Raw genomic sequence first — 19,996 nt, forward strand, 5'->3', positions numbered from 1 at the left:
CCCGGTTCTGGATGCCGGTCCCGGATGGCGGTTCCCCGAAAACGGTTTACGCGCCCTGAAAGAACAGGTCGAATATGCAAGTCACCGTCAAAGGCAAGCAACTGGATGTGGGTGATGCTCTGCGGACCCATGTGAAGGATCAGCTGGCAACATTGGTGGGCAAATATTTCGGCAACCCTATGGAGGCGACTGTCATCCTTTCCAAGGATGCACATCTGTACAAGGCGGATATTCAGGTTCATGTCGGACGTGGCATCCTGTTGCAATCCAATGCCCAGGCGAATGAGCCCTACCCGGCCTTTGATGAGGCGGCGGACAAGGTGGCTAAGCGTCTGCGCCGCTACAAGCGTCGGTTGAAGGATCATCACGAGCGCCAGAACCTGGCGCAGCTGCCGGTGACGTCCGCGCGTAAATATATTCTGGAGGCCGACGGGGCCGATCACGAGGATTTTGAGGAGGAGACGGAGAGCACCGCCGAAGTCAATGGTCATCAGCCGATGGTCGTTGCGGAGATGGAAACCGCCATCGAAATGCTGACCGTCAGCGAAGCGGTGATGCGGATGGACCTTGCAGATTTGCCCGCTTTGATGTTCCGTAATCGGGCACACGGCGGTCTGAACATGATCTACCGCCGTCCGGATGGCAATGTCGGCTGGGTCGATCCCGCTGGCACCCCCGGACCCGTGAAGCAATAAGGTGATCTGTACCCCATGTCTGTTTCCTTGCGTTCCCATTCCCCTTCCCCGCAACAGACGTTTCCGGCAGCGATGAATGATCTATTGAAGCCGGAGGCGATCCTCCCGAACCTGAAGGCTGGCTCCAAAAAGCAGGCTTTGCAGGAACTGGCGAAGAAGGCGGCCGAACTGACCGGCCAGCATGAACGCGCCATTTTTGACGTGCTGGTGGAACGGGAGCGGCTGGGCACCACAGGCGTGGGCCGTGGCATCGGTATCCCACACGGCAAGTTGCCCGGCCTGTCCGGCGTGATGGCGATTTTCGCCCGGCTGGAAAAGCCGGTCGATTTTGAAGCCATCGACGAACAGCCGGTGGACCTGATCTGTCTGCTGCTGGCCCCGGAAGGGGCGGGGGCGGACCATCTGAAGGCGCTGGCCCGCGTGTCCCGCCTGCTGCGGGATCAGGTGCTCTGCGACAAGTTGCGCGGGGCCGAATCTGGCGATGCGCTTTACGCGGTGCTGGTCCAGACGGAGCACAGCAACGCGGCGTAAGCCGGGTTACGGTTGTTGAAAGAGAAGGGGCGGCATCCGCGCGGGTGCCGCCCTTTTTTTGTTTTGGGGGTGCGCGCAAGGCATTTCCATTACCCCGTCATCCCGGCGAAAGCCGGGACCCAGGGGCCACAAGGCCAACCATCAACACCGCGGTTGGCAGACGCTATCGAGAGGTAGGGAAAGCCGCCCCTGGGTCCCGGCTTTCGCCGGGATGACGGGGAAGGGTGAGTTGGCCTGCTACCCCCCTTACCGCCGCAGCAAGAACTCCCGTCCCACCTTCACCCGTTTCACCCCGTCATATTCGACGATATCGGCGGTGGCGTAGGTCTCCGACCATTTGTCGGGCAGATAGCTGCCGGTGCCGATAATGTCGATGGGGGCCAGGGCGTCGGCCATGACGCGGCATTTTTCCGGGGAAAAGCCGCTGCTGGCCACGATCTTCACCTTGGGGAATCCGGCCTGATCCAGCTTTTCCCGCATCCAGTGGATGGCGGCGGCGGAGACGCCGGCGCCGATCAGGTGGCGTTGCTCGCTTTCATCCCGATAGCCCCTGATGCTGTCGGGCGCATGGCGGTCCAGCACGGCATAGCTGGTGGGCGGGTCCAGCCCTTCCACGAAGCGCCCGCCCGGCGTGTCCAGCCGCAGGGCCAGATCGCCGCTGGCAGCCAGATCGGGGAAGCGGCGGCACACCTCCAGACTGTCACTCACCTCCCGCCCGAAATAATCCACCAGTACCGTCATCGGCTGTCCAGGGAAGGTTTCGTGATACATCTCCGCCGCGCGCACGGTTGACCCGGCATAGCCGATCAGGGCATGGGGCATGGTGCCCAGCCCCTGGTCACGCCCGAAATAATGCGCGGTGGCATCGGTGGCATTGCCGACAAAGCCCACCGCCCCATCACGCCGCCGGGCCCGGGCAGACCCGACCGACGCCGCATAGGCCATGATCTCCGCCATCTCCGTCCCGGCGCAATGGCGGGCATCCATGGCCAGGAAGGCCGCCTTGGGCAGGCCGGCGCACATCATATAGGCGTTATAGGCGGCGACACAGGCGGGGCCCAGCTTCATCAGGAACAGGGTTTCCAGTTCTGCCATCTGGCTGAACGGGCCGGTGATCCAGAGCATCGGTTCACCGGCCCCCACCCATTTCCCCTCTTCGTAATTCTGCTGAATCACCGGCGTGAAGCCGCGCGCGGCGGCCGTCTGCCGCAGCCAGTCCAGCGCCAGCCGGGGCGCGAACACCACCGGCCGGCGCATGAACACGGCATAGGTCACGCTCTGGTCGCCGAATTTCTCCACAATGGCGCGGGTGCGCTGGAAATAAACATCGGTCCAGCGGCTGACATCATCGGGGCCGGGCGGGGTGCTGGTCATCGGATTGGTTCCAGACATGGGATGATGGCGCGATCTTAGACCGCCGGAACCTGAACAGGCAAACAGGGCCTGCACCATGTGGCGTCAGATCGGCGGTTGTTCCAGAAATTTCAAGATCATGGCATGGGACTGGCTGTCGTTCAGCCGGGCGAAGCTGGCCACCAGCGTGCGGGTGAAATCCGTCACCGCCTTGGTGTCATAGACGGCCTGGATGCGCTGCAGGCTTTCCGGGCCATAGGGGGTAACCAGCGCGCCGATCAGGCAGCGGCGGGCCTGCCGGCGCACAGCGCCGGGTTGCAGGCCGGGCAGGGTCGGATCGTCGGGGGCCGTACGGCTTTCCCGGATGATCCTGTCCGCCACTGCCTTGCGGGCGGCACCATCCAGGGCTGCCACCGCATCCCGCCCCTGTTCGGTATAGAAAGTCAGCATCCGCGCCATGCGCAGGCCGGCCAGGGCCTGTTCGGCGGCCAGATCGGGAAAGGCCATTTGATCGGCCAGCGCTTCGACCCTTTCCATCGGCACCGATCCGTCAGCGGTCCGTTCGGCAATCCAGGCTTCCCGATCCCCGTAACCCTGGTGAAGCTGCCGGTGCAGCAGGTCGGCATGGTCGGCCAGATCATGGGTCAGCGGGATGGCCGGGGGGATCTCCACCGGCTTTGCCCGCAAAGGGGCCAAAGCTGCCTCCAGGGTGCTGGCACCGAAGAAGTTTGCGGCCAGATCGCCGATCGGGTCGCTGTCCACCGCTTCAGGATAGCGCCACAGGGTCGCCAGATGGGCCAGCAACCCCAGGCGCGGAATGCCGCTGAACAGGGGAACGGTCTGCGCCATCGCCAACAGCCTGTCGGTCAGCGTATCGCCATCCCCCTGCCGGATACAGCCCCCCAGCACCGGCAGGGTGAGCACCCCGGCGACAAAGGCGCGGCGGCTGGTGCGTGAAAGCCCCTTCATCAAATCGCCCATCCTTACAGCCTCACCTGATCCGGGGTCAGCGGGCGGGACCGTTCAGCGATCCACAGCAGGCTTTGCAAGGCGCGCGGTGCTTCCAGCCGCTCCCCGTCGGGACCGCCTGTGAAGAAGGGGCGGCCAAGCAAATCCTGGTGCAGCGCGTCCACCCGTGCGCGTATCTCCCGGCCATGATGGTGGATCGGCGGATCAACCAGCGTGGAAAGGTGGAAGCAGAGTTCCATCCAGCCTGCCGCCCGCCAGACATCCCCCGCATTGGCCGGCAGTGCTGCCAGCGGGGCCTGCAACAGTGCCTGACGGAGGGGTGCATAGTCTGCGGGCGGAAAGCTGTCCTCGGCATGATCGTGCACCGCCCGGCTGGTCAGAACCATCCGGGCATGGCCGTTGAGAAGCTGGGTCTGCATGATGAATGGCGACGGCGAAAAGATTTGCCCGTTCAGGGCCAGGATATCGGGCAGCAGGGCCACCAGATCGGGGGCCTGCCGCCAGCGCGGGTCTTCCGCCGCCGTTCCCAGCACGAAATGGAAATACCGGTTCCCGGTGACGGGTGGCAGCACCGCCCAGACCCGATCCAGCGCCCCGGCGCAGACCTGTCGCAGGGCTGGCCGCGTATCCAGCAGGGGCTGGATCGTTTCGGCCAGAGCGGCCACCACCAGACTGTCACTGACCAGGGCGAAGCAGGCGGCATTCAACTGGCCATGAAAGAGCCGGCTGGCCGCATCATCCCCCGTCAGCACCGCCAACCCCGGCGCCAGACGGGCAAAGTTCCGATAGGCGAGACAATAGGAGAGGGCATATTGCAGCAGATGGCTCTGCCATGCCGCTTCAACCGCCTTCATGCGGGCCGAGAAGGTCTCGCCCCCATCGCTGCCATTGTCCGCCGCCGCCATATGTCTGTCCCGAAGCCGCGCCCGCATCACCTGGGAAGATGACGCGGGCGCGGGGGGAATGGACAAATATTCTTCCGGGCTACCCCAGCGGGTCAGGCGTCAGGCCCGGATCACGTCTGCCAGCGGGCGGATATTCTTGCCATCGGGGAAGACATGGGCATCCAGCGCGCGGGTGGAGACGCCCAGATGGTCCTTCAGCACGGCTTTCAGCAGGGCGCGCATGTCGGTGGTGGGGGCAAGGTCGCGACCTTCATAGAGCTTGTCGTCGCGCAGGCCCGGCCATTTGCCCAGCATCCGACCGCCTTCAATGGCGCCACCGGCCAGCAGGGCCACGCCGGCCGTGCCATGATCGGTGCCGCCAGTGCCGTTGGGGCGCACGGTGCGGCCGAACTCCGTCACCACGGCGATGATACTCTTGCTCCATGCCTCGCCCAGACCTTCACGCAGCAGGCCCATCACCTCCGCCAGATCGGTCAGCGCGTTGGGCAGCCGGCCCTTGATGGAGCCCTGGCCGACATGGGTGTCCCAGCCCTGCATATCCATCACCGCCACGCGCGGGCCGGCGGGATCGGCCAGCATCCGGCCGGCGGTGGTGGCCATTAATTGCCGGTCCTTGGGCTTGGGCTGGCCGGCCGGCACGCCGCTGGCCATCTGCGCCATGTCGGCAATGCCCAGGCCCGACGACAAAGCCGGGCCCAGCACCTTGTCCTTCTGATAGATATCCATCACCCGGTTGAGGAAGTCGGTGGTCGGTTCCGGCAGGGGCGACGGCGCCCAACTGGCCACCGGTACCGCACCGCGCATCACCAGCGGCACGCCCTGGCCCAGCGCCAGACCTAAGCCCGTGCCATGGCCATGCACCTGATCCAGCGCCCGGTTCAGCCAGCCGGTCTTCTGCCCCGTCGGTTTGGCCCCGCCGCTTTCCAGCAGGTCCTGCGCATCGAAATGGCTGCGTTCCCGATAGGGCGTGGCGATGGCATGGACGGCCAGCAACTGCTTTTCCGCCCACCAGCCATGGATGGGCGCCAGGGCCGGGTGCAGGCCGAAATACCCGTCCAGGTCCAGCAACCCGTCGGGCTGGCCGGGTTCGGCCAGGGCCAGCTCGCCCCGAATGCTGCGATAATCCGGGTCGGCATAGGGGGCGATGGCCCCCAGCCCGTCCATGGCCCCGCGCAGCACGATCAGCACCAGCCGCTTGTCGGTGGCGGCATCGGCGAAGGCCACCTTCAGCGGGCTGGCGGCCAGCAGGCCGGTAACCAGACTGGCGCCCAGGAAATGACGGCGATGCATCCTTACCTCCGTTGAAAGGCGGGGGACGAAAGGGCCAGGGCCAAAGCCTCGGCGGGGGAGGGGGCGCGGGCCACCATCTGCACCAGTTCGGCATCGGCCAGATCGCCCAGCGTATCGGCCAGCAGCAGGCGGGCATCCACCCGCCCGCCGGCCCGCTGCCCCAGGGCCAGCGACCAGTCCACCCGGCGCACCACGGCATCCGGCCCGGCCCAGTCGGCGGCCCGGTCCGGCCAGCCGGCGGGGGAAGGCGCGGCAAAGGGCATCTGGCCCAGCAGGTTCAGGGCATTGACCACCTGCTTCTCATCCAGCGGCAGTTGGGTGGCGCGCAGGGCGGCGGTCAGAAAATCATTGGGGCTGCGCAGCTTGGCCAGCGGCTCCTCCCAGGCGGCATCCAGCCCCACCAGCGTGGCCGTCACCGCCCCCAGATCGCCGCCCGTCTCCCTGAACTTCCGTTCCAGGGCATTGACGGCAGAGGCCGGCGGATCATCGGCGATGAAATGCCGGGCCAGCTTCACCGCCACATGCTTGGCCGTGCCCTTGTGGTTGGCCATCATGGTGATGGCGGCCGGTGCCTCCGCCGCCCCTTCTTCCGGGAAGGTGCGACCCAACAGGGTTTTCGGTCCCGGTTCATGGGTGTCTGGATTGAAGAAGGCGGTACCATCGCCATCCTGCCGGTCGATGGTCCAGCCGGTCAGGATCAGGGCCAGCGCCCGCACATCATCCTGATCGTACCCGCCATGCACCCCCAGCGTGTGCAGCTCCAGCGCCTCCCGGCCCAGATTCTCATTCAGGCCGCGCTTGCGCTTCTGCCCGGCCTTGCTGTTGGGGCCGATGGATTGGGCATTATCCAGATAGACCAGCATGGCCGGATGCAGAATGGCGGCCCTGGCCATTTCTTCGAACCGGCCCAGCACATAGGGCCGGATCGCTTCATTTTCAAAGGCGATGGCCAGGGGGGCGACTTCGCCCCGCTGGGTGGAAACGGTGAAATGGTTGGACCAGAATTGGGTCAGCCGTTCGATCAGCGGCCTTTCGCTGCCGGCCGCCACCCGGGTGCGGATGGCGGCATCGCTGCGATAGGCCTCCTGCAAGGCTTTGCGACGGGCCATCGCCTCGTCGCTCTGGCCCAGCTTGCGCACGGCCAGCAGCTCGACCAAGCGGGGGGCACTGCCGGGATGATCCACAAAGCCGGCGGGCAGGCCGGGCGGCAGACCACCCAGCTGGGCCTGCACCCAGCCGCGTGGATCATCGCCGATCCGGGCAAGGTCACCCGGTGCGGCACCATAACCGAACCGGGCAGTGGCATGGGCCGCCAGTGCGGCCGATGCGGGACCAGTCATCACCATGGAACGATCCTCCAGTGGGGAACGCCGTGGCCCGGTTCCACGGAACCGGGCTATTCACCCGGTGGCGGGGGAGGGGGAGCATGAGGCGGCGGCGCAGCGCCCCCCGGCCCGCCCGGCGGGGGCGGGCGGGGAGGGCCATCGGGCCGGCCGTCGGGTCTGCCATCCCGCCCGCCTTTTGTCGGCGGTGGGGGCAGCGTGCCGTCGGCCTGGGCCTGCGCCATGGTTTCAATCAGGGTTTGATGGAACTTTTCCTGCGCGCGGCTAGTCTCTTCGCGGAATGTGGCAAAAGCCTGCTCGGCGGCTGTGACATCGAAGGGACGCGCGCGCAAAGCGTCATTGACGGCGCGACGGGCGGTGCGCATCGCCTCCATCCGCTCCTTCACTTCCGGCGTGCGGGGGGAGGAGCGCATGGCCTCCCGGATTCGCTCATGGATCGGGGGCGGCACGGCACCTAGCACCCGGTCGACGGGGCCTTCCGGTTCGCCGCGCAGCCAATGGCCCGCCCACAGGCCGGCCACCCCCAGATTGATGGAGACCGATAGCACCAGCGCCCCGGTCAGCAGAAGGGTGGACCGTTTCATTGTGCCTGCTCCGTATCGGCCGTGTCGTAATCGGCGGCCGCGTTCAGCATGGTGACCAGATTATCGCTGCTGGCCGTCTCCGTCCCCGACATCGGGGGCAGCATCTGGCCATAGCCCAGCACGAAGCCCAGCACGGCGGCGGTACTGGCCGTGGCCATGCCCATCGACCATTGCCGCCAGCTTGCCGCCATGCTGTGCCACAGCTCGGTCAGCAGACCGGGTGCAGCAAGCGGGCGGGGATGGGCCAGCGGCAGGGCCATGATGCGTTGGCGCAAATCGGCAGAGGCCGCTGCAACGGGCGGCAGATCGGGCAGACAGGCGGCCAGCAACTGCTCCGCCGCCAGCAGATCGATCAGCGACGGGTCGTCCGCCATGGCCCGTTCGGCGGTCAGGCGCCTGTCGGCCGGCCATTGCGAAAGATCCGCGCCGAACCGGTCGAGAAGGTTATGGAATTCCGTTTCGTTCATGGGTCCAATCCCCCTTCTCAACGTTCCGTGCCGGCCCTGGCGGGCCCGCCGCTGCCGCCTGTGGAACCCCAGGCGGCCAGCCGGTCCCGTAAGGACCGGCGGGCCCGCACCAGCAGGCTCTCAAAGGCTTTTACACTGATATCCATGGTTCGGGCGGCTTCCGCATTGGAAAGCCCGGCATCATAGGTCAAGGTCACGGCGGTGCGCAGCCGTTCCGGCAGTTCCGCCACGGCGGCCAGTACGGCCTTGCGGGTGCGCTGGCCAACCAGGGCCGTTTCGGCATCGGCGGTCGGATCGGGCGGATCGCCCGCCGCTTCCAACGCCAGCGGCTGTTGACGCCGTGTCCGGTCCAGGCACAGGTTGGTGGTGATGCGATAAAACCAGGTGGAAAAGCGGGCGGCACCGGGATCAAAACGATCGGCATGGCGCCAGAGCCGCAGGAAAGCCTCCTGCGCCACATCTTCCGCCTCTGCCCGGTTGTTCAGCACGCGCTGGGCGATGGTGATGGTGCGGTCCAGATGGCGGCCGACCAGGATGCCATAGGCGCGACGGTCACCAGCGGCGACCAGGGCCACCAGCGCTTCGTCACCCATCGCCTGCCGTTCGTCCCCGCTCTCCATCATCCCCCGCTGTTTGTCGCCCTGATCCATGCCGGCCGCTGCCGGCACCGCCCGTGTTCCGTTATCCGTCGGCTCGGGCGATGGCGGCAAGGGGTGTGCCCTGGCGGTGGCCGGCATGGTCATGGCCCACCGGATCAATCGTGCTTGTGACGGCGCGGGCCGTCCTTGCCGGGCCAGTCCGGCTTGAAGGCGGCGAATTCCTCTGCCGTAACATAGCCGTCCTTGTTGGTGTCCATCCTGTCGAACAGGGCGGCTTCGGCACGGGCACGCTCGGCTTCGCGGGCGGCTTCCATGGCGGCGGGGAAGTCAGCCTTGCTGATCTTGCCGGTGCCCTTCTTGTCCATCGCCTTGAAATGATCCATCCGCATGGCGGCGCGCTCGCTCTCGTCCAGCTTGCCGTCCTTGTTGGTATCATATTTGGCCAGCATCTCCTGACGCAGCGGGCCGGCAGCGCGATCCATCGGCCCCGGGGCACCCGGCGGCGGGGGCGGCGGTGCATCCTGGGCCTGAACGGCGACGGTGCCCAGCAACAGGCCGGCGGCGAGCGTGGTCCACAAAAGGGTACGGGAAGAGCTATGCATGGTTGCGATCTCCGAGTTCAGGAAAACGGGCGGTGGATCCCCACCGCCTGGTCCCGAGGCCGGACACGGCGCCATGCCGCCTCGTTCATTGCTGATACGGGGGCCGGGGCGCGACCCTGCATGGGAATTTTCCAAATTCCGGGACGCTCCCCCCGCTTTCTCCGCCCCAGCCGCATGGCGCGGGTGAAACAGGTCACACCCCTTCAGGATTGGGGATGCCCATCACGCGAATCGCCGTGCGCCCCATCGCCTTTAGTGGTAATAACGACATGTTAACAGCGGGCCGTAGGCTGCTCGCTCGGCTGGTCGATTGATTGGGGTTGGAAAAGGGGCGATGCCGCCGTCAGGGGAATCCAAGCTGAAGGGCGTCATTTACGGGCGTAGCCTTGATTTCCGGCCCGCGCCGCCGACGGCCGAGACATTGGGCAATCCCATCAAGCTGACGGATGTGGAGTATGTCCGCCTGCCGCAGAAGACATGGCGCGATCATGTGCGCCTGTTTCTGCAATCCAGCGGGCTCAGCACCATTCCCTTCACTGTGCGGCTGCGCTGGCAGGCGCATGACATGGTGGAATGGTTGCAGGCGGCCCTGCTGGGCAAGGGCCGGGCGCGCCGCGCCGCCATTGTGCATCCCGCCCAACTGATGCCGGCGATGGATTTCCTGATGGGGCTGCCGGCGGAACTGGATGTCGAACGCCGGATGATCCACACGCTGGTCGGTCGTGCCCTGATCGATTACCGTAAAAGAATCAGTGCCGGGCGCGAACGGCCGCTGCTGTTCGGCAAGGAAGCCTCCAACCATTTTCATGCCGGTTTCAAGGAACAACAGCTGCTGAGCAAGACCAGCAGCCCGAGTGAACAGTTCCACACCATCCAGCGTATCTATAACAGCTATTATTTTTTCCGGCTTTATTATATCTGCTCTATCATTTCGCGGGAGCCGCCGGAATCAGCGGCCAAGCTCTTTTCAAAATTCATGCGGGTGTCGTTCTTTCTCTCTACCATCCAGGATGATGGCAGTATCAGCGCCAAGCCGTCCTATCGCCAATTGCCGCCCAAGGAACATGTGGTGTTCCTGGCCAAGCGCGATGCCGCCTTGCAGGCGCGGCTGCGGGAGGATGAGGCGCTGCGGGCGGAATTGCAGAACCTGCTGCGCTATTTCCGCCCCTTGCGCTAAGCGTTCTTACGGCCCGGCCTGTGCCAGCCGCAGCGCCAGATCGCGCAGATATTTGCTGTCCTCGGCCGGTAGGCTGCCGCGCTCGGCCTGGGCCTTCATCTCCAGCAGGTCACCCCGGGTCATGTCAGACAGGGCGTAATCCCGCAGCAGCCGGTCGATCAACGCCGCATCGGTTTCGTCCACGTCCGGCGGGGCGGCGATGGCCGGGGACGGGGTGGGGGCGTCGGGCGGGATAGGCTGGTCGCTGCGCGCCCCGGCTGGCAGCAGCAGCCCGTCCCAGCCGAAGCCGGATTCGGCGACACGGGCATGGATGGTGCGGGCGGCGGCCAGCACCACCTGATCATCCTCGTCCCCCAGCCGGTTCAGCAGATCGATGAAATTCTCGCGGTCCATAAAGGGCATGGCGTTCTCTCCAAAGGGGGTGAACAGAAACGCCGGTCAGGGGGCGAACTGTTCCTTCAGGATGCGTTCTTCCAGGGCCAGTTCCGGATCAAACAGCAGGGTACTGGCAACCCCACGATCTTCATGGATCTCCACCCGCGCCACGTCGCGCACCTCGGTGAAATCGGCCACGGCGCTGACCGGCCGTTTGCTGGCTTCCATGACATCGAAACGAATTTTGGCGGTGTGGGGCAGCAGGGCGCCGCGCCAGCGGCGGGGCCGGAAGGCGCTGATCGGGGTCAGGGCCAGGATATCCGCCCCCAGTGGCAGAATCGGCCCATGGGCTGACAGGTTATAGGCGGTGCTGCCGGCCGGCGTGGAGACCAGGGCGCCATCGCAGGTCAGTTCCGCCAGCCGCTCCACCCCGTCCACGCTGATCCGCAGCTTGGCAGCCTGGCGGGTTTCGCGCAGCAGCGACACCTCGTTGAATGCCAGACCTTCCTGCACCTGCCCATCATTGCTGGTGGCCGTCATCCGCAGCGGGTGCAGGGTGACGCGCTGGGCGCGCAGCAGCCGGTTGGTCAGCCCATCCTCGCTGTAATCATTCAGCAGGAAGCCGACAGAGCCCCGGTTCATCCCATAAACAGGGGTGCCGCGGGCCAGGAAACGGTGCAGCGTTTCCAGCAGGAAGCCATCGCCTCCCAGGGCGACGATGATGCCGGCCTCTTCCGCTGGCACGCCGCCATAGCGGATAGCCAAGCGCTCCCGTGCGCTGCGGGCCTCCACCGTATCGGCAGCGACGAAGGCGAGGGGGACGGAACCAGGGGAGGCGGGGAAACCGGGCAAGGGCTTGTTTCCAACAAAAGCCGAATGGGGGCGTCACCTTATACCGCTTCGATGCCCCGGTCAGCCCCCGGTGACGCTCATATGCCGGCCCACGGCCGGGCCCCGCCGCCGGTCGATGATGAAATCATGTCCCTGGGGCTTGCGGGTGATGGCGTCACGGATGGCCTGAACCAGGGCGCCATCACCAGTCTCTGCCCGCAATGGGGTACGCAGGTCGGCCGCATCCTCCTGACCCAGGCACATGAACAGGGTGCCGGTGCAGGTGACCCGCACCCGGTTGCAGCTTTCGCAGAAATTGTGGCTGAGCGGGGTGATGAAACCGAGTCGCTGCCCGGTTTCCTGCACCGTGACATAGCGGGCGGGGCCGCCGGTACGGTGATTGCTGTCCAGCAGGGTCCAGCGTTTTTCCAGATCTGCCCGCACATCGCGCAGGGAGAGGAATTGTTCTTCCCGCACGGCCCCGCCGCCATTGCCGTCCATGTCGCCCAGCGGCATCACCTCGATCAGGGTCAGGTCAAATCCCTGCCGGCCGCACCAGACCAGCATCTCATCCAGTTCCCCGTCATTGATGCCCTTCAGGGCCACGGCATTGATCTTCACCGCCAGCCCGGCCTGGCGTGCGGCCTCCAGCCCCTCCATCACCTGGGCCAGCCGGCCCCAGCGGGTGATGGCCTGGAACCGCGCCGGGTCCAGCGTATCCAGGGAGACATTGATCCGGCGGACGCCGGCGGCGCGCAGTTCATCCGCATAGCGGGAAAGCTGGCTGCCATTGGTGGTCAGGGTCAATTCTTCCAGCGCGCCACTGGCCACATGCCGGCCCAGATTGCGCACCAGCTCCATGATATTGCGCCGGACCAGCGGTTCACCCCCCGTCAAACGCAGCCGCCGCGTGCCCAGGCGGATGAAGGCGGTGCAAAGCCGCTCCAGCTCCTCCAGCGACAGGATGTCGGCCTTGGGCAGGAAATGCATGTCTTCCGACATGCAATAGGTGCAGCGGAAATCGCAGCGGTCGGTGACGGAGACCCGCACATAGGTGATGGCCCGCCCGAACGGATCGATCAGGGGGGCGGGCACGGCAAAGGGCTGGCCATCGGCAAGCGGCATGGGACGGGGCAACTCCGGATGGGCGGGGGCGGGTTGGTGACAGCAGATATAGAGCCTTGGCCCCCGCGCTCCAAGGTGGCGTGCAGGGGTGTTGCTGTATCCACCCAACGGGGCGAAGCAGAAATGTCCCAGATCAATGCAGGGCCGGGTCGTCCTCGTCCACAACGGTCAGGGAGACGGTGGCGATATTGATCAGCAATTTTCCCGCATTTTCGAAATTGACTGTCACCCGGGGGCCGATGACGGACTGAATCTGGCCCAGCCCCCAGTCGGGCTGGCCCGGATGGCGGACAAAGGCGCCGGGTACCAGGGTATCATCCATCTGCTTTTTTCCTTCCTGTCAGGCGGTGATCTCAAGCTGACCGCCAACTGTCATGGAAATGATATGGTTATTTCGTAAACAAAAGATCAGGACGGGAGGCCGTTGATGGAGGCAATTTTCAGTGTCCGGGCGGTGGAGCTTCTCTGCTCCCGGCTGTGCCATGACCTGATCGGCCCGGTCGGCGCCATCAATAATGGGGTGGAACTGATCGAGGAAGGGGATGGTGGTGAGGCGATGGGGGAGGCCCTGGACCTTGTTGCCGACAGCGCCCGCACGGCCGCGCGCCGTCTGGCCCTGTTCCGGCTGGCGCTGGGCGCCGGGTCGGGCGGCGGTGTGCTGCCCATCCCCGGCACGCGGGAGGCGCTGGAGGGGTGGTTCGCCGGCGGTCGCATCCAGTTCATCTGGCGGCCGGCGCTGATCGTGCCGCCGCCCGGCCTGTTGAAACTGGTTCTGCTGTCGGCCCTGATCGCGGAAGAGGCGCTGCCGAGGGGCGGCACCCTGACCCTGACAGGGGATGATGGGGGGCTGGAACTGCTGGCAGCCGGCACCGGCTGCGGCCTGCGGGAGGAGGCGTTACGGGTGCTGCATGGCGGGGTGCCGGAAGCGGAGCTGACACCACGCGGTATCCTGATGCATGTCGGTCTGGTGATGGCGCGCTTCTACAAACTGGCTTTCACACCGGCGCGCGATTTCGCGGAGGGGAAACTGACAATTTCGCTTGGGCAAGAGCGTTAATGCTATCTTAAGGGTAGGCTCGGCCATAATCGAATGGTCGAACCTACCCGAAAAGAGGTAATCTTCCGCTTGCAATGCCCCCCCTCGGCGCGTCATCAATTTGGGCAAGGGTAAGATGATTTAAACGAGATTCTGGCACTATCGTGGCTGACAGGCCGTAATCGACCAGGGGGCTGATCCTCTGGAAGGCTGGCACGAATTGGCGACATCGCGGAAACAGAGTTTTCCCGGAGCGGGGCGTGGACCATGGATGATCTGCTGAGTGAATTCCTCACCGAGACGAACGAAAATCTCGCCGTTCTCGACGTGGAACTGGTCAAGTTGGAACAGAACCCCAATGATCCGGGGTTGCTGAGTAATATTTTCCGTCTGGTTCATACCATCAAGGGAACCTGCGGTTTCCTGGGGCTGCCCCGCCTGGAATCGGTGGCGCACGCGGCCGAGAATGTGCTGGGCAAGTTCCGCGATGGTGAACTGCATGTCTCGCCCTATGCCGTGTCGCTGATCCTCGAATCGCTGGACACGATCAAGGGTATCCTGTCGGTTCTGGAACAGACCGAGGCGGAACCGCCGGGCAATGATCAGGATCTGATCGACCGGCTGAACGCCATGGCCGAAGGCAAGGAGCTGCCACGCGCCGGTGCGGCCGCTGCACCCGCTCCGGTGGTGGCGACCAACGATCCCGACCAGCTGTTCGAGCCGGTGCCGGCCGCCCTGACCCATACGCTGGCGCCGGTTGCCCAGCCGGAGCCGAAGAAGGAAGAGCCGCCGCCCCCGCCGCCGTCGGTGCCCGTGGCGACCAAGCCCGCCGCCAGCCGCGATGTCGCCCCGGTGGCGGAGCCGGCCCCGCCGGCCGAACCCGCCCCCGCCGCCCCGCCGCCGCCCCGCGCCGAAGCCGCTTCCAATAACGAAGATGTGCGTGGCGAGGGTGCCAAGGAAAGCGCGCTGGCCCAGCAGACGATTCGTGTGCATGTCGATCTGCTGGAAAACCTGATGACCATGGTTTCCGAGCTGGTGCTGACCCGTAACCAGCTGTTGCAGATCCTGCGTTCGCAGAAGGACAGCGAATTCGCCGCCCCGCTGCAGCGCCTGAACCATGTGACGTCGGAGCTGCAGGAAGGCGTCATGAAGACGCGGATGCAGCCCATCGGCAATGCCTGGGCCAAGCTGCCGCGTCTGGTGCGCGATCTCAGCCACGAACTTCACAAGAAGATCGATCTGCAGATGCTGGGCGCCGAGACGGAACTGGACCGTCAGGTGTTGGAGCTGATCAAGGATCCGCTGACCCACATGGTGCGCAATTCCGGCGACCATGGGCTGGAAATCCCGGCCGAACGTATTGCCGCTGGCAAGCCGGAAACCGGCCGCATCACCCTGAACGCCTTCCATGAAGGCGGTCACATCATTATCGAGATCAGCGACGACGGTAAGGGTCTGGCGCTGGCCAAGATCAAGGCCAAGATCGTCCAGAATGGTCTGGCGACCGAGGCTGAACTGGCCCAGATGTCGGATCAGCAGATCCAGCAGTTCATCTTCAAGCCGGGCTTCTCCACCGCCGCCAAGGTCACGTCCGTTTCCGGCCGCGGCGTCGGCATGGATGTGGTGAAGACCAATATCGAGAAGATCGGCGGCACGATCGAGATGCGGTCGATCGAAGGTCGCGGCACGACCTTCACCATCAAGATCCCGCTGACGCTGGCCATCGTTTCCGCCCTGATCGTGGAATGCGCGTCCGAACGGTTCGCCGTGCCGCAGATCAGCGTGGTGGAGCTGGTGCGCGCCGCCGATGACAGCGAGCACAAGATCGAGCGCATCAATGGCGCGCCGGTGCTGCGTCTGCGCAACCGTCTGCTGCCGCTGGTCAGCCTGCAGCGCCTGCTGAAGCTGGGCACGGCGGAGGATGACGATAAGCGCGAAACCTTCATCGTCGTCAGCCAGGTGGGCAATTACACCTTCGGCATCATCGTTGATCGCGTCTTCGATACCGAAGAAATCGTGGTCAAGCCGGTGGCCCCGATCCTGCGCCATATCGAGCTGTTCTCGGGCAACACGATCCTGGGCGATGGCTCGGTGATCATGATCCTGGATCCGAACGGCATCGCCACGGCGTCGGGCAACATGGCCACCCTGCAGGATACCCAGGTTGCCACCCAGGAAGCCGCCAAGGCCACCCGCCGGGAGGACGACAAGATGGCCCTGCTGCTGTTCAGCGCCGGGGAAGGCGGGCCGAAGGCCGTGCCGCTGTCGCTGGTTGCCCGCCTGGAAGATGTCGATCTCAACCATGTCGAACTCTCCAACGGGGAACCGGTGGTGCAGTATCGCGGCAAGTTGATGCCGTTGGTGCCCATCGATCCGACCTGGAAGATCGTGCGCGACAAGCGCCAGCCGGTGGTGGTGTTCGCCGATGGCGAACGGTCCATGGGTCTGGTGGTGGACGAGATTGTCGATATCGTCGAGGACAAGCTGGCGGTTGAACTGGGCACGGAACGTCCCGGCTTCCTGGGCTCGGCCATCATCGCTGGCAAGGCCACGGATGTCATCGATGCCGGCTTCTACCTCACCCGCGCCTTCAAGGACTGGTTCGGCAATGCCCATGAAGGGTTTGAGGATCTGCGGCAGCACCGCGTGCTGCTGGTGGATGACAGCCCGTTCTTCCGCAACCTGCTGACCCCGCTGCTGACCGTCTCCGGTTATGACGTCACGGCAGTGGAAAGTGCCGATGAGGCACTGGCATTGTGCGACTCGGGTGAAGATTTCGATGTCATCGTCTCCGACATCGAAATGCCCGGCATGAGCGGTCTGGACTTCGCCCAGGCGGTGCGCAACGGCACCCGCTGGTCCTCCATCCCGCTGGTGGCCCTGTCCAGCCATTCCACCCCGCGCGACCTGGATCGCGGCCGTGAGGCCGGTTTCAACGACTATGTCGCCAAGTTCGATCGTGAAGCCCTGCTCTTCACCCTGCAGCAGACCATCTCCGAAAAAGGTGCCGCATGAGCGCGCGTCTCCCCGTCGTCAAGAAGGCCGGCTCCCAGGAAGTCGCCACCATTAAGAACGAGGATTTCGTGACGGCGACCATTGCCGGTCAGCTGTTCGGCATCCCCGTCTTGCAGGTGCAGGATGTGCTGGGTCCGCAAAAGATCACCCGCATCCCGCTGGCCCCGCCGGAAGTGGCGGGCAGCCTGAACCTGCGCGGCCGTATCGTCACCGCCATTGATGTCCGTCTGCGGCTGGGCCTGCCGCCCCGCCCGGCGGACGGCAAGCCGGTGATGAGCATCGTGGTGGACCATAAGGGGGAGCTTTACTCCCTGATGGTCGATCATGTCGGTGAGGTGTTGAGCCTGACCAGCCATGATTTCGAACGCCACCCGGCCACCATGGATCAGCGCTGGCGTGAGATCTCCACCGGCATTTATCGTCTGAAAGAGACGTTGCTGGTCGTTCTCGATGTCTCCAAGCTGCTGAATTTTGCTAATATCGAAGCGGCGTAACCAACGCGCTCCCTTGGCGAGGTCGATTGATGAAGTCCTGTCTGGTCGTTGATGACAGCCGCGTGGTCCGCAAGGTGGCGCGCAAGATCCTGGAAGAGCTTGGCTTCACCTGCTCCGAGGCAGAAGATGGCAAGCAGGCTATGGATCATTGTGCCAAGGCCATGCCCGAAGCCATCCTGTTGGACTGGAACATGCCGGTGATGACCGGTATCGAGTTCCTGCGCCGGCTGCGCAAGATGACCGGGGGACAGGCGCCCAAGGTCGTTTTCTGCACCACGGAAAACGACCTGGCGCACATCCAGGAAGCGCTGTCGGCCGGGGCGAATGAGTACATCATGAAGCCCTTCGACAGCGACATCATCCAAACCAAGTTCCAGCAGGTCGGGCTCCTCTGAGCCTTCCGGGATTGCAAACAATGAATGAGCTTCCCGGAAAAACCGGGGCCGCAACGGCCCCGGCCGGAACAGAACCCTACAGAGTCATGGTGGTGGATGACAGTGCTGTCATCCGCGGCCTGCTGACCCGTTCGCTGGAAGGCGATCCGGAGGTGAAGGTTGTCGCCTCCGTTGCCAATGGGCAGATGGCGATCAATACGCTGCAACGCCAGACGTTTGACGTGATCGTCCTGGACATCGAAATGCCGGTGCTGGACGGGCTGTCGGCCCTGCCGCATCTGCTGGCGATTGATCCCAACGTCAAGATCGTCATGGCATCGACCCTGACGGCCAAGAACGCGGATATCAGCTTACGGGCGCTGAAGGCCGGGGCGGCGGATTACATCCCCAAACCATCCTCGACCCGGGAACTGACCAGTGCGGCGGACTTCAAGCGCGAGCTGACCGAAAAGGTCAAGGCGCTGGGCATGGCCGCGCGCCGGGCGGACCCGCGCAAGGCTGGTCCTGCCCCGACACCGGGTGCACCCGGTGTGGCGCCGCGTCCGATTGGTCCGACCCCCAGCGTGGCCCCGACCACCAGCTATACGCTGGCGCCAATTGTGCGGCCCAAGCCGGAACCGGCGCCGATCTCGCTGCGCCCGATGCCGGACTTCCGGCCGGATGTGCTGGCAATCGGCAGTTCCACCGGCGGGCCGCAGGCCTTGTTTGAGGTGTTGAGTCATCTGAAGGATCTGAAGCAGCCGATCCTGATCACCCAGCATATGCCAGCCACCTTCACCACCATCCTGGCCGAGCATATCACCCGCCAATGCGGGATCCCCTGCACGGAAGCCAAGGAGGGGGAACCCATTGTTGGCGGCCGTGCCTATGTGGCGCCGGGTGATTTCCATATGCTGGTGGTCCAGAAGAACGGGGTCAATTGCCTGACCCTGACCAAGGACCCGCCGGAGAATTTCTGCCGCCCCGCCGTGGACCCGATGCTGCGCAGCATCATCCGTTCCTATGGCAAGCGGGTCTTGGTGACAATCCTGACCGGTATGGGCCATGATGGTCAGCGCGGGTCGGAAAATGTGGTGCAGGCTGGTGGCGCTGTCATCGGCCAGGACGAGGCATCCAGCGTCGTCTGGGGTATGCCGGGTGCTGTGGCGACCGCCGGTCTCTGCAGTGCGGTATTGCCCTTGAAAGAAATCGGACCCTTTATTCGGAAGATCGCATTGAGGCAGGCAGCATGAAGGTCGAAGACTTCGATATGTTCTGCACCCTGCTTCGGCAGCGGTCGGGATTGGTCTTGACCTCGGACAAGGCCTATCTGTTGGAAAGCCGGCTGATGCCGGTTTCCCGCAAATGGAACCTGAAGGGGTTGGAGGAACTGGCCGCAGCGGTCCGCAGCAAGCGCGATGAAGCGATGCTGCGCGACATTACGGAGGCCATGACCACCAACGAATCCTCCTTCTACCGCGATCAGAAGCCGTTCGACCAGTTCAAGGCGGTCGTGCTGCCGATGCTGCTGGCCAACCGGCAGGCGAAGAAGACGATCCGTATCTGGTCGGCGGCCTGTTCCTCGGGGCAGGAGGCCTACTCGCTGGCCATGCTGCTGAACGAGGAAGGCGCCAAGCTGGCCGGCTGGAAGATTGAGATCATCGGCACCGACCTGTCGGGCGAGATGGTGGCGAAGGCCCGTGCCGGCCTTTACACCCAGTTCGAGGTGCAGCGCGGCCTGCCGATAACCCTGCTGGTGAAGTATTTCAAGCAGACGGGGGACAAGTGGCAGATCAGCGACGAGATCCGCAACAAGGTCCAGTACCGGGAATATAACCTGCTGGGCGATCTTTCCCCGCTGGGGCAGTTCGATGTCGTGTTCTGCCGCAACGTGCTGATCTATTTCGATCAGCCGACCAAGGGCAAGGTGCTGGAAGCCATCGCCAAGCAGATGCCCGCCGATGGCGTGCTGTATCTGGGCGGGGCGGAGACGGTGCTGGGCATCACGGAGAAGTTTAAGCCGATGGATGGTCAGCGGGGGCTTTACACGCTGGCCCCACCTGTATCCAAGTGACCAAGTAAGGATAGGATCAGCCATCCTTTCCCGACAGCCGGCCCGAAAGGGCCGGCTTTCCTTGTTTCTGGGTCGAAACGAATCCTTGGATAGGGGGTGATTTCACCCCCTATCCTTACCTGAAATCAGAGTCGCGGATCGAATCGGACCCTTCCGA

22 protein-coding genes are annotated in these 19,996 nt (G+C 64.6%); 9 read left to right on the forward strand and 13 right to left on the reverse strand.

The window, feature by feature from the left end; translation table 11 throughout:
• Nucleotides 1–74 precede the first annotated feature (74 nt).
• Complete coding sequence (gene raiA / locus PCJ49_RS12120) at nt 75–695, forward strand: ribosome-associated translation inhibitor RaiA (RefSeq protein WP_269911130.1); 621 nt, start codon at nt 75–77, stop codon at nt 693–695.
• Between the two features lie 72 nt (nt 696–767).
• Entirely contained in the window at nt 768–1,226 is a 459-nt protein-coding gene (gene ptsN, locus PCJ49_RS12125) for a PTS IIA-like nitrogen regulatory protein PtsN (RefSeq protein ID WP_089287526.1), read from the forward strand.
• 246 nt (nt 1,227–1,472) lie between these two features.
• On the opposite strand, the gene PCJ49_RS12130 is transcribed toward ptsN, so the two are convergent.
• The 9 genes from PCJ49_RS12130 to PCJ49_RS12170 all read right to left on the reverse strand — a co-directional run bounded on the left by PCJ49_RS12130 (nt 1,473) and on the right by PCJ49_RS12170 (nt 9,338).
• Nucleotides 1,473–2,600, reverse strand: a complete 1,128-nt coding sequence (locus PCJ49_RS12130) for a nicotinate phosphoribosyltransferase (protein WP_269911131.1) — start codon at nt 2,598–2,600, stop codon at nt 1,473–1,475.
• 84 nt (nt 2,601–2,684) lie between these two features.
• Nucleotides 2,685–3,548: a hypothetical protein gene (locus PCJ49_RS12135; protein WP_269911132.1), complete on the reverse strand. Its 864-nt coding sequence runs from the start codon at nt 3,546–3,548 to the stop codon at nt 2,685–2,687.
• A gap of 14 nt (nt 3,549–3,562) precedes the next feature.
• Entirely contained in the window at nt 3,563–4,453 is an 891-nt protein-coding gene (locus PCJ49_RS12140; RefSeq protein WP_269911133.1) for a hypothetical protein, read from the reverse strand.
• Between the two features lie 99 nt (nt 4,454–4,552).
• Nucleotides 4,553–5,743, reverse strand: coding sequence for a DUF1501 domain-containing protein (locus PCJ49_RS12145; protein WP_269911134.1), 1,191 nt, complete (start codon nt 5,741–5,743; stop codon nt 4,553–4,555).
• A gap of 2 nt (nt 5,744–5,745) precedes the next feature.
• On the reverse strand, nt 5,746–7,089 hold the full coding sequence (locus tag PCJ49_RS12150; RefSeq protein ID WP_269911135.1) for a DUF1800 domain-containing protein: 1,344 nt from the start codon (nt 7,087–7,089) through the stop codon (nt 5,746–5,748).
• A 50-nt stretch (nt 7,090–7,139) separates the two neighbouring features.
• Nucleotides 7,140–7,670 (reverse strand): periplasmic heavy metal sensor, encoded by a 531-nt coding sequence (locus tag PCJ49_RS12155; RefSeq protein ID WP_269911136.1) that lies wholly within the window; start codon nt 7,668–7,670, stop codon nt 7,140–7,142.
• On the reverse strand, nt 7,667–8,137 hold the full coding sequence (locus PCJ49_RS12160; protein ID WP_269911137.1) for a hypothetical protein: 471 nt from the start codon (nt 8,135–8,137) through the stop codon (nt 7,667–7,669). Before PCJ49_RS12160 ends, PCJ49_RS12155 begins: the two co-directional genes overlap by 4 nt.
• Nucleotides 8,138–8,154: 17 nt before the next feature.
• Entirely contained in the window at nt 8,155–8,880 is a 726-nt protein-coding gene (locus PCJ49_RS12165) for an RNA polymerase sigma factor (RefSeq protein WP_269911138.1), read from the reverse strand.
• An 11-nt stretch (nt 8,881–8,891) separates the two neighbouring features.
• Nucleotides 8,892–9,338 (reverse strand): EF-hand domain-containing protein, encoded by a 447-nt coding sequence (locus tag PCJ49_RS12170; RefSeq protein WP_269911139.1) that lies wholly within the window; start codon nt 9,336–9,338, stop codon nt 8,892–8,894.
• 334 nt (nt 9,339–9,672) lie between these two features.
• Between PCJ49_RS12170 and PCJ49_RS12175 the strand changes: the two genes are divergently transcribed.
• Nucleotides 9,673–10,515, forward strand: coding sequence for a hypothetical protein (locus tag PCJ49_RS12175; RefSeq protein ID WP_269911140.1), 843 nt, complete (start codon nt 9,673–9,675; stop codon nt 10,513–10,515).
• Nucleotides 10,516–10,521: 6 nt separating this feature from the next.
• Here the strand turns inward: PCJ49_RS12175 and PCJ49_RS12180 are convergent, their stop codons facing one another.
• From PCJ49_RS12180 to PCJ49_RS12195, 4 genes are all read right to left on the reverse strand, one after another.
• Nucleotides 10,522–10,917 carry a hypothetical protein gene (locus tag PCJ49_RS12180; RefSeq protein WP_269911141.1) on the reverse strand — a complete coding sequence of 132 codons (396 nt, stop codon included), beginning with the start codon at nt 10,915–10,917 and terminating at the stop codon, nt 10,522–10,524.
• A 36-nt stretch (nt 10,918–10,953) separates the two neighbouring features.
• Nucleotides 10,954–11,742 (reverse strand): NAD kinase, encoded by a 789-nt coding sequence (locus PCJ49_RS12185; protein WP_089287517.1) that lies wholly within the window; start codon nt 11,740–11,742, stop codon nt 10,954–10,956.
• 60 nt (nt 11,743–11,802) lie between these two features.
• Complete coding sequence (moaA, locus tag PCJ49_RS12190; protein WP_269911142.1) at nt 11,803–12,846, reverse strand: GTP 3',8-cyclase MoaA; 1,044 nt, start codon at nt 12,844–12,846, stop codon at nt 11,803–11,805.
• A 133-nt stretch (nt 12,847–12,979) separates the two neighbouring features.
• Entirely contained in the window at nt 12,980–13,168 is a 189-nt protein-coding gene (locus PCJ49_RS12195; RefSeq protein ID WP_089287515.1) for a DUF3553 domain-containing protein, read from the reverse strand.
• A gap of 105 nt (nt 13,169–13,273) precedes the next feature.
• On the opposite strand from PCJ49_RS12195, the gene PCJ49_RS12200 reads away from it, so the two are divergent.
• From PCJ49_RS12200 to PCJ49_RS12225, 6 genes are all read left to right on the forward strand, one after another.
• Nucleotides 13,274–13,903 carry a histidine phosphotransferase family protein gene (locus PCJ49_RS12200; RefSeq protein WP_269911143.1) on the forward strand — a complete coding sequence of 210 codons (630 nt, stop codon included), beginning with the start codon at nt 13,274–13,276 and terminating at the stop codon, nt 13,901–13,903.
• 246 nt (nt 13,904–14,149) lie between these two features.
• Nucleotides 14,150–16,897 (forward strand): chemotaxis protein CheW, encoded by a 2,748-nt coding sequence (locus PCJ49_RS12205; protein WP_269911144.1) that lies wholly within the window; start codon nt 14,150–14,152, stop codon nt 16,895–16,897.
• The gene (locus PCJ49_RS12210) at nt 16,894–17,391 is read left to right on the forward strand and encodes a chemotaxis protein CheW (protein WP_089287512.1); all 498 of its coding nucleotides are present in this window, start codon (nt 16,894–16,896) and stop codon (nt 17,389–17,391) included. The genes PCJ49_RS12205 and PCJ49_RS12210 overlap by 4 nt, the downstream gene beginning before the upstream one ends.
• Before the next feature lie 29 nt (nt 17,392–17,420).
• Nucleotides 17,421–17,786, forward strand: a complete 366-nt coding sequence (locus PCJ49_RS12215) for a response regulator (protein WP_089287511.1) — start codon at nt 17,421–17,423, stop codon at nt 17,784–17,786.
• A gap of 20 nt (nt 17,787–17,806) precedes the next feature.
• Complete coding sequence (locus PCJ49_RS12220) at nt 17,807–19,018, forward strand: chemotaxis response regulator protein-glutamate methylesterase (RefSeq protein ID WP_244559460.1); 1,212 nt, start codon at nt 17,807–17,809, stop codon at nt 19,016–19,018.
• A complete protein-coding gene (locus PCJ49_RS12225; protein WP_089287509.1) occupies nt 19,015–19,839 on the forward strand; it encodes a protein-glutamate O-methyltransferase in 825 nt (274 codons plus the stop codon). Before PCJ49_RS12220 ends, PCJ49_RS12225 begins: the two co-directional genes overlap by 4 nt.
• Nucleotides 19,840–19,996 lie beyond the last annotated feature (157 nt).

The sequence above is a fragment of the Niveispirillum sp. BGYR6 genome, assembly GCF_027568365.1.
Taxonomy (GTDB): Bacteria; Pseudomonadota; Alphaproteobacteria; order Azospirillales; family Azospirillaceae; genus Niveispirillum.

Bases quoted from the DNA above. Each gene is read 5' to 3' on its own strand.
- PCJ49_RS12160 (WP_269911137.1), bottom strand. From the start codon at position 8,137: ATGAACGAAACGGAATTCCATAACCTTCTCGACCGGTTCGGCGCGGAT.
- PCJ49_RS12135 (WP_269911132.1), bottom strand. From the start codon at position 3,548: ATGAAGGGGCTTTCACGCACCAGCCGCCGCGCCTTTGTCGCCGGGGTG.
- PCJ49_RS12210 (WP_089287512.1), top strand. From the start codon at position 16,894: ATGAGCGCGCGTCTCCCCGTCGTCAAGAAGGCCGGCTCCCAGGAAGTC.
- moaA (WP_269911142.1), bottom strand. From the start codon at position 12,846: ATGCCGCTTGCCGATGGCCAGCCCTTTGCCGTGCCCGCCCCCCTGATC.
- PCJ49_RS12205 (WP_269911144.1), top strand. From the start codon at position 14,150: ATGGATGATCTGCTGAGTGAATTCCTCACCGAGACGAACGAAAATCTC.
- PCJ49_RS12220 (WP_244559460.1), top strand. From the start codon at position 17,807: ATGAATGAGCTTCCCGGAAAAACCGGGGCCGCAACGGCCCCGGCCGGA.
- PCJ49_RS12195 (WP_089287515.1), bottom strand. From the start codon at position 13,168: ATGGATGATACCCTGGTACCCGGCGCCTTTGTCCGCCATCCGGGCCAG.
- PCJ49_RS12165 (WP_269911138.1), bottom strand. From the start codon at position 8,880: ATGACCATGCCGGCCACCGCCAGGGCACACCCCTTGCCGCCATCGCCC.
- raiA (WP_269911130.1), top strand. From the start codon at position 75: ATGCAAGTCACCGTCAAAGGCAAGCAACTGGATGTGGGTGATGCTCTG.
- PCJ49_RS12200 (WP_269911143.1), top strand. From the start codon at position 13,274: ATGGAGGCAATTTTCAGTGTCCGGGCGGTGGAGCTTCTCTGCTCCCGG.
- PCJ49_RS12180 (WP_269911141.1), bottom strand. From the start codon at position 10,917: ATGCCCTTTATGGACCGCGAGAATTTCATCGATCTGCTGAACCGGCTG.
- PCJ49_RS12130 (WP_269911131.1), bottom strand. From the start codon at position 2,600: ATGACCAGCACCCCGCCCGGCCCCGATGATGTCAGCCGCTGGACCGAT.
- PCJ49_RS12225 (WP_089287509.1), top strand. From the start codon at position 19,015: ATGAAGGTCGAAGACTTCGATATGTTCTGCACCCTGCTTCGGCAGCGG.
- PCJ49_RS12140 (WP_269911133.1), bottom strand. From the start codon at position 4,453: ATGGCGGCGGCGGACAATGGCAGCGATGGGGGCGAGACCTTCTCGGCC.
- PCJ49_RS12155 (WP_269911136.1), bottom strand. From the start codon at position 7,670: ATGAAACGGTCCACCCTTCTGCTGACCGGGGCGCTGGTGCTATCGGTC.
- PCJ49_RS12150 (WP_269911135.1), bottom strand. From the start codon at position 7,089: ATGGTGATGACTGGTCCCGCATCGGCCGCACTGGCGGCCCATGCCACT.
- PCJ49_RS12145 (WP_269911134.1), bottom strand. From the start codon at position 5,743: ATGCATCGCCGTCATTTCCTGGGCGCCAGTCTGGTTACCGGCCTGCTG.
- PCJ49_RS12175 (WP_269911140.1), top strand. From the start codon at position 9,673: ATGCCGCCGTCAGGGGAATCCAAGCTGAAGGGCGTCATTTACGGGCGT.
- PCJ49_RS12215 (WP_089287511.1), top strand. From the start codon at position 17,421: ATGAAGTCCTGTCTGGTCGTTGATGACAGCCGCGTGGTCCGCAAGGTG.
- PCJ49_RS12170 (WP_269911139.1), bottom strand. From the start codon at position 9,338: ATGCATAGCTCTTCCCGTACCCTTTTGTGGACCACGCTCGCCGCCGGC.
- ptsN (WP_089287526.1), top strand. From the start codon at position 768: ATGAATGATCTATTGAAGCCGGAGGCGATCCTCCCGAACCTGAAGGCT.